General features: G+C 67.5%; 7 protein-coding genes. 3 read left to right on the top strand and 4 right to left on the bottom strand.

The features are described 5' to 3' along the window. The coding region (locus tag ABSF49_RS19650) for a MarR family winged helix-turn-helix transcriptional regulator (protein WP_424114327.1) at positions 1–446 on the top strand (446 nt) is incomplete at its 5' end. 6 nt (positions 447–452) lie between these two features. Here the strand turns inward: ABSF49_RS19650 and ABSF49_RS19655 are convergent. From ABSF49_RS19655 to petA, 4 genes are all read right to left on the bottom strand, one after another. After that, a complete protein-coding gene (locus tag ABSF49_RS19655; protein ID WP_424114328.1) occupies positions 453–1,334 on the bottom strand; it encodes an S-methyl-5'-thioadenosine phosphorylase in 882 nt (293 codons plus the stop codon). Positions 1,335–1,365: 31 nt separating this feature from the next. After that, the gene (locus tag ABSF49_RS19660) at positions 1,366–2,187 is read right to left on the bottom strand and encodes a cytochrome c1 (RefSeq protein WP_424114329.1); all 822 of its coding nucleotides are present in this window, start codon (positions 2,185–2,187) and stop codon (positions 1,366–1,368) included. 29 nt (positions 2,188–2,216) lie between these two features. Next, positions 2,217–3,479, bottom strand: a complete 1,263-nt coding sequence (locus ABSF49_RS19665; protein ID WP_424114330.1) for a cytochrome b — start codon at positions 3,477–3,479, stop codon at positions 2,217–2,219. Between the two features lie 61 nt (positions 3,480–3,540). After that, positions 3,541–4,059, bottom strand: coding sequence for a ubiquinol-cytochrome c reductase iron-sulfur subunit (petA, locus tag ABSF49_RS19670; RefSeq protein WP_424114333.1), 519 nt, complete (start codon positions 4,057–4,059; stop codon positions 3,541–3,543). Between the two features lie 304 nt (positions 4,060–4,363). Between petA and ABSF49_RS19675 the strand changes: the two genes are divergently transcribed. Together ABSF49_RS19675 and ABSF49_RS19680 are read left to right on the top strand one after the other, a co-directional pair. Beyond that, positions 4,364–4,852: a tRNA (cytidine(34)-2'-O)-methyltransferase gene (locus ABSF49_RS19675; protein ID WP_424114331.1), complete on the top strand. Its 489-nt coding sequence runs from the start codon at positions 4,364–4,366 to the stop codon at positions 4,850–4,852. Positions 4,853–4,925: 73 nt separating this feature from the next. Continuing rightward, positions 4,926–5,588, top strand: coding sequence for a response regulator (locus ABSF49_RS19680; RefSeq protein ID WP_424114332.1), 663 nt, complete (start codon positions 4,926–4,928; stop codon positions 5,586–5,588). Positions 5,589–5,629 lie beyond the last annotated feature (41 nt).

Consider the following 5,629-nt stretch of genomic DNA (forward strand, 5'->3'; position numbering starts at 1 on the left):
AAGTCTTTTTGCTGCACGAGATCGTCACGCGGCTCGATCGGATGGCGCGCGCGCGCGTGCTGGACCCGCGCGGTTTCACCTACGCCGAGTTCCTCGTGGCGATGGCCGTCAATGAAATGGCGCAGCCGACCCACGGCGAGGTCGGCGAGCTTCTCGACATGAGCAAGTCGCTGGTGAGCCAACGCGTCGCCAGCTTGCTCGCCAAGGGTTTCCTCGTCCAGTTAAGGGACAGCGAGAACCGCCGACAGGTGCGGCTCGTCTTGACGACGACGGGACGGCAGGCGCTGGAGGGGACTTACGATCAGCTCGCCGGCAACGCGGAAACGCTTTTGGACGTCCTCGGCCCTTCGCGGCCGCAGTTCCTGCAGTCGTTGCGCCGCCTGCGAGACACGATCGCCCTCGCCGAAGCGAGCCTGGATGACGGGAAGCCGCCGGCTCTGCGGTGAGGCGCCCTATCGCGCCGCGGCGAGCGCGCGCGCGACGATCGCCTCGAGCTTGTTCATCAGCTCGGGATCGCGCGCGTCAGGGTGGGTCATGATCGCGCCGTCGAGCGCGCGGTCGGCGCCGCTCGGGCACGGCTCGTGTTCGGCGGGGAAATCCTCGAGCGCGCGCGTGAGCAGCGCTTCGACTCGCTCGGCGTTGAGACGCACGATCCTCAGCACCGAAGCGACGTCGACCGGCCCGTGCTCCTCGTGCCAGCAGTCGTAGTCGGTGACCATGGCGACGGCGGCGTAGGGCAGTTCCGCTTCGCGCGCGAGCTTGGCCTCGGTCGCCGCGGTCATGCCGATGACGTCGAGGCCGCGCGCCTTGTAGGCGAGCGACTCGGCGAGCGTCGAGAATTGCGGCCCTTCCATGCAGAGGTAGGATCCGCCGTTGCGGCAGGCGATTCCCTCGGCGGCGGCGGCGGCGGCGATGCGCGCGCGCAACAGCGGCGAGGTCGGATGCGCCATCGGCACATGGGCGACGCAGCCGGCGCCGAAGAAGCTCGTCTGGCGGGCGAAAGTGCGGTCCTCGAACTGGTCGACCAGCACGAACAGGCCGGGAAACAGCTCTTCGCGGAACGAGCCGCAGGCCGAGACGGCGATGACGTCGGTGACGCCGGCCCGCTTCAGCGCGTCGATGTTGGCGCGATAGTTGATCGTCGAGGGCGAGAAGCGATGGCCCTGGCCGTGGCGGGCGAGGAACACGGCCTCGGCGCCGCCGATGCGGCCGAAGTGCAAAACGCCAGAGGGCTCGCCCCACGGCGTCGCGACGCGCTGTTCGCGGACGTCGGTCAGGCCCGCGAGCTTGTAGACCCCCGAGCCGCCGATAATTCCGACGATCGCCTTGGCCATTTCGCCGCCTCGCCGACCGCTGCGCCGCGCCTCAGTGGAGATCTTTCCAGACGCGCTTCTTGGTGAAATAGAGCAGCGCCGCCAGCACCAAGAGGAAAATCATGACCCTCAGGCCGATCTTCTTGCGCTCCGGCAGCGTCGGCTCCGACGCCCAGCTCAGGAACGCGGCGACGTCGCGCGCGTAATTGTCGAGCTTCGCCGGCGTGCCGTCCTTGTAGTCGACCGCGCCGTCGACGATCGGCTGCGGCATCGCGATGCGATGGCCGGGATAATAGAGGTCCCACTGCGTATCGCCCGTCTTCGTGTAGCCGGTAAGGATCGCGTAGATGTAGTCGGCGCCCATCTCCTGATACTGATCGAACGGCAGCGCATCGAAAATGAACCAGGGGAAACCGCGCTCGTATTTGCGCGCCTTGGCGAGCTCGGCCATGTCCGGCGGCGCCTTGCCGAGCGCGGCCGCGGCGGCCTGGTCGTTGGGAAACGAATCGGGCGGCGGGAAGAGATCGGCGGGCGTGCCCGGCCGCTTGAAGATCTCGCCCTTGTCGTTGGGCTCGTCGTTGGTGACCTGGTAGCTCGCCGCCAGCGCCTTGACCTGATCGGCGCCGTAGCCGGGACCATAGGAGTCCTCGAGGGCGCGGAAGGGAATGCTGAGCCTGTGGCAATTGCTGCAGACTTCCTTGTAGACCTGGAAGCCGCGCTGCAACTGCGCCTGATCGTAAATGCCGAACAGGCCGGAGAAGCTCCAGCTCTGGCGCGCCGGCTTCGGCTGCTCGGCGTCGTCCTGCGCGTTCGCGACGGTCATGCCCGCCGCCATCAGCGCCGCCGCGAGGAAAGAGGTCGTCAGTCGGATCATTTTGGCAAATCCCCCGAAGTGGCAGCCGATCAGCGCGAGGCCGGCGGCGCGGCCGCCTCGGCCGGTTTGGCCTTCGCGAGCACCGCGTCGGCGATCGAAGCTGGGATCGGCTTGGTCTTCTCGACCAGCCCGAGCGCCGGCAGCACGACGAGCAGGAAGCCGAAATAGCCGACCGCCAGGATGCGCGCAGCCAAGGTGCTCGCGTCGGAGACCTCCTGCGAACCGAGATAGCCGAGGCCGACGCAACAGACCACGAACAGCCAGAAGAACACGCGGAACGCCGGCCGGTACTTGCCCGACTTGACCTTCGAGGTGTCGAGCCACGGCAGGAAGGCGAGCAGGATGATCGCCGCCGCCAGCGCCACGACGCCGACCAGCTTGTTGGGGATCGCGCGCAGGATCGCGTAGAACGGCAGCAGGTACCATTCCGGCACGATGTGGGCGGGCGTCACCAGCGGATTGGCTGGCACCGAGTTGTCGGCGTCGAGCAGATAGGTCGGGATGTAGAAGACGAACCAGGCGTAGAGGATGAGGAAGATCGACACGCCGAACAGGTCCTTGATCGTCGCGTAGGGCGTGAAGGCGACGGTGTCGCGCTCGACGTTCTGAACCTCGACGCCGTCGGGATTGTTCTGCCCGGCGACGTGCAGCGCCCACACATGCAGGAGAACGACGCCGACGATCATGAACGGCAGCAGGTAGTGCAGCGAGAAGAAGCGATTGAGCGTCGGGTCGCCGACCGCGTAACCGCCCCACAGCCAATGCGCCACGCCGGTTCCCACCGCCGGGACGGCGGTGAACAGGTTGGTGATGACGGTCGCGCCGGCGAAGCTCATCGAGCCCCACGGCAGCACGTAGCCCATGAACGCCGTCGCCATCATCAGCAGATAGATGATGACGCCGAGGATCCACAGCACTTCGCGCGGCGCCTTGTAGGAGCCGTAGTAGATGCCGCGGAACATGTGGATGTAGACGGCGAGGAAGAACATCGACGCGCCGTTGGTGTGCAGGTAGCGGATCAGCCAGCCGTAGTTCACGTCGCGCATGATGTGCTCGATCGAGGCGAAAGCCGCCGTCGCGCTGGGCACGTAATGCATCGCCAGGATGATCCCGGTGACGATCTGCGCCACCAGCATGAAGGCGAGGATCGCGCCGAAGGTCCACAGGTAGTTGAGGTTGCGCGGCACCGGAAAGGCGACGAACGAGGAGTGCACCAGGCCCATGATCGGCAGGCGCGATTCAAACCACCGCCCGAGGGCGCTCTTGGGAACGTAGGTCGGGCTTCCGCTCATGGCATTGCTTCTCTGGAGTGGGGTCTGGCGCGGGCGGACGGGCAGGCGAAAGGCGCGAAGATCAGCCGATCTTCACACGCGTGTCGCTGAGGAACGCATACTCGGGCACGGCGAGGTTGGCCGGCGCCGGGCCTTGGCGGATGCGGCCGGAGGTGTCGTAAACCGAGCCGTGGCACGGGCATTTCCAACCGTCGTATTGTCCTTCGTGGCCGAGCGGCACGCAGCCGAGATGGGTGCACACGCCGCTGACGATCAGCCACTCCGGCTTCTTCACCCGCTGCTGGTCGGTCTGCGGGTCCTTGAGCTCGGAAAGCGGCGTGTTCACCGCGTCGTCGATTTCTTTCTTGGTGCGGTGGCGGACGAACACCGGGCCGCCGCGCCACTTGACGACGACGATCTGGCCCTCGGCGATCGGCGCCAGATCGACTTCGATCGACGCCAGCGCGAGCGTCGACGCGTCCGGATTCATCTGATCGATCAAAGGCCATGCGACGGCGGCGGCGCCGACCGCGCCGACCGCCGCGGTGGCGATGTAGAGGAAGTCCCGACGGTTGGGATTTTCGATGGCCGCGCTCGACAAATGCACCCCCAGGTCGTTGCGCCGGAAGTCCGGCGCGAGAGCACTCGCGTTCCGCTCGGCCGGGTCGGTTCGACCGAGGCCCTCGGCGGCGGAAGCCAGTTCGCCATTGGCCGCGCCTGCAAGAAGCGGCCCAAGCGGTCCGGGGTATTTCGCATCGTTCGCCAAGGTTGTCCATAGGCCGAAAACGGCGTCTGGCGGGCGCGCAAGGCCGCCGCGCGTTCCGCTCCAGCGGCGGGAAATCGACGGAGCGAACCCGCGCTGCGAGCGTGGCGAAAGCGACGGAATCGGCTTACCAACGGCGCCGATGCCGCCGCTTGCTCCGCTGACCCTGGCGCTCTACGAGCCTGACATCGCGCCCAACGCCGGCGCCATGCTGCGCACCTGCGCCTGTTTCGCCGCCGAGGCGGCGATCATCGAGCCGGCCGGCTTCGTCCTCACCGACAGCGGGCTGAGACGCGCCGGAATGGACTATCTCGCGGCGCTGTCGATCGTCCGTCACGCATCTTTCGCGCGATTTGAGCAATGGCGCGCCACCGCCGGCCGTCGGCTGGCGCTGCTGACGACGAAAGGCGAGACGGCGCTGTGGGATTTCGCCTTCCGGCCCGGCGACGTCGTCCTGGTCGGCCGCGAATCGGCGGGCGTCCCCGATTCGGTTCACGCCGTCGCCGACGCGCGCCTCCGCATCCCGATCGCCCCGCCGCTGCGCTCGCTCAACGTCGCCGTCGCTGCGGCGCTGGCGCTCGGCGAGGCGCGCCGTCAGCTCGATGGGCCCTCGCCGGCCGGATGGAGGTGACAAAGCGGCCGAGTTGCGCGATGATTCTAAAGTCGTAGAAGGGCGGGATTCGCAGAATTCGGGGGGAATCCGATTGACTGACTCGGTCCGGGTGCTGATCGCCGACGATCATCCGCTTGTCCTCGGCGCGCTGCGCGAGGCGGTGACCGGGGCGATAGCCGACGCCGAGATCCATGAAGCGGCGGATTTCGAGACCCTCGCCGCCGCGCTCGAACAGACCCCCGACATGGATCTGGTGCTGCTCGACCTCAGCATGCCCGGCGTACGCGGCTACTCCGGCCTGTTGTTCCTGCGCTCCGAGCGGCCCGGCGTGCCGGTGATGGTCGTCTCCGGCAACGAGGACCCGACGGTGATGCGCCATTGCATCGAGTTCGGCGCCAGCGCCTACGTGCCGAAGTCGCTCGACGTCGAAACGATGCGCGCGGCGATCCGCAAGGTGCTGGAAGGCGGCCAATGGACCCCGCCCGACCTCGACCTCAACGCGCCGGCGGATCGCGAAGCGAGCGCGCTGGTGCGCCGCCTGTCGTCGCTGACGCCGCAGCAGGTTCGGGTGCTGATGATGTTGTCGCAGGGCCTGCTCAACAAGCAGATCGCCTACGAACTGAGCGTCTCGGAGGCGACGGTGAAGGCGCACGTCTCCGCGATCCTGCAGAAGCTCGGGGTCGAGAGCCGCACCCAGGCGGTGATCCTCGCCGCCAAGATCGAGAAGATGCAGGCGCTCGCCCCGACGCCGTGAATCCATCGGCGCTGTAGGCGCGGTCGTCGACCGCGCCCATC

The sequence above is a fragment of the Roseiarcus sp. genome (assembly GCF_049514155.1).
In the GTDB taxonomy this organism is placed as follows: Bacteria; Pseudomonadota; Alphaproteobacteria; order Rhizobiales; family Beijerinckiaceae; genus Roseiarcus.

Coding starts and splice junctions, on each gene's coding strand:
- ABSF49_RS19655 (WP_424114328.1), bottom strand. CDS start 1,334: ATGGCCAAGGCGATCGTCGGAATTATCGGCGGCTCGGGGGTCTACAAG.
- ABSF49_RS19660 (WP_424114329.1), bottom strand. CDS start 2,187: ATGATCCGACTGACGACCTCTTTCCTCGCGGCGGCGCTGATGGCGGCG.
- ABSF49_RS19665 (WP_424114330.1), bottom strand. CDS start 3,479: ATGAGCGGAAGCCCGACCTACGTTCCCAAGAGCGCCCTCGGGCGGTGG.
- ABSF49_RS19675 (WP_424114331.1), top strand. CDS start 4,364: ATGCCGCCGCTTGCTCCGCTGACCCTGGCGCTCTACGAGCCTGACATC.